Annotated in this window: 1 protein-coding gene; it reads left to right on the top strand. The window is 69.4% G+C overall.

Annotated features, from left to right (window positions below; genetic code table 11):
* Positions 1 to 80 precede the first annotated feature (80 nt).
* Positions 81 to 1,235 (top strand): IS4 family transposase (locus ACZ63E_RS46050; RefSeq protein WP_465342630.1); only part of this gene is annotated, 1,155 nt, incomplete at its 3' end.

Here is a 1,235-nt window from a genome sequence, read left to right on the forward strand (position 1 = left end):
GATGTCAACCCGGTGACATAAGGCAACGGAGCTTCCGCTAGAACATCGTCGACCAAGATCAACGTTCGGCGGGAGCTCCGTTGTCCGCGCAGTCTGTCATAACCCGCGCCATACATGTCACGGGCGGGGTCTTCGCCCCCGGCCACCTCGGCGAACTCACCCAGATCGTGCCCTTCGACATGGTCGACGCAGCCCTGACCGAGACAGCCCCCGCCACGCAACAGCGGATACGGCTGCTCCCCGCCCGGGTCACGATGTACTTCCTGCTCGCCATGAACCTGTTCCCCGAACTCGGCTACCGCGGCGTCTGGTCCAGACTCACCACCGGCCTGCACCACCACCCACCGGCAACCCCCACCGCCTCGGCATTGCGCCAAGCCCGGACCCGGATCGGTCCACGCCCACTGGCCGCACTGTTCGACCTGCTCGCCGGACCGATCGCCCGGCCCCGCACCCCCGGCGCCTCCTGGCGGGGTCTGCGACCGGTCGCCATCGACGGCACCGGCATCGCCATCCCCGACAGCGAACCCAACCGGGCCTGGACCGACAAAACCCGCACCGCCTCCCACCCGGACACCGGCTATCCGCTGCTGCGGCTGCTCACCTTGACCGAATGCGGCACCCGCGCCCTGATCGCTGCGGCGTTCGGCAGCCCCGCCCAGGGCGAACTGGCCTACGCCGAGCGGCTCCTGAACCGGCTACGTCCGGGCATGGTGCTGCTGGCCGACCGCAACTTCGACGCCGCCACCTTCATCACCCACACCGCCCGGACCGGCGCGGATCTGCTGATCCGGCTCAAAGCCAACCGCCGCCCACCCCTGATCGGCCGCCACCCCGACGGATCGATCACCTCACGCATCGGCAAGGTCGCGGTCCGCATCGTCGAAGCCCGCATCACCATCACCACTGCCGACGGGGCCCGCCGCAGCGAGCACTACCGGCTGGTCACCACTCTGCTTGACCCCGAACGTCACCCGGCCATCGCACTGATCGAGCTCTACCACCAGCGCTGGGAAACCGAAACTGCCTACCTCGCCCTCAAACACACCCTCCTGCGAGGACGGGTCCTGCGCTCCCGGACCCCGGCCGGGGTCGAACAGGAACTCTGGGCGCTGCTGGCCACCTACCAGATCCTGCGGATCGCGATGACCGACGCCACCGACTCCCGGCCCGGCCTCGACCCCGACCGGGCCGGATTCACCGTCGCCCTGCACGCCGCCCGCGACCAGATCGTC

The sequence above is a fragment of the Amycolatopsis sp. NPDC104819 genome, assembly GCF_055583145.1.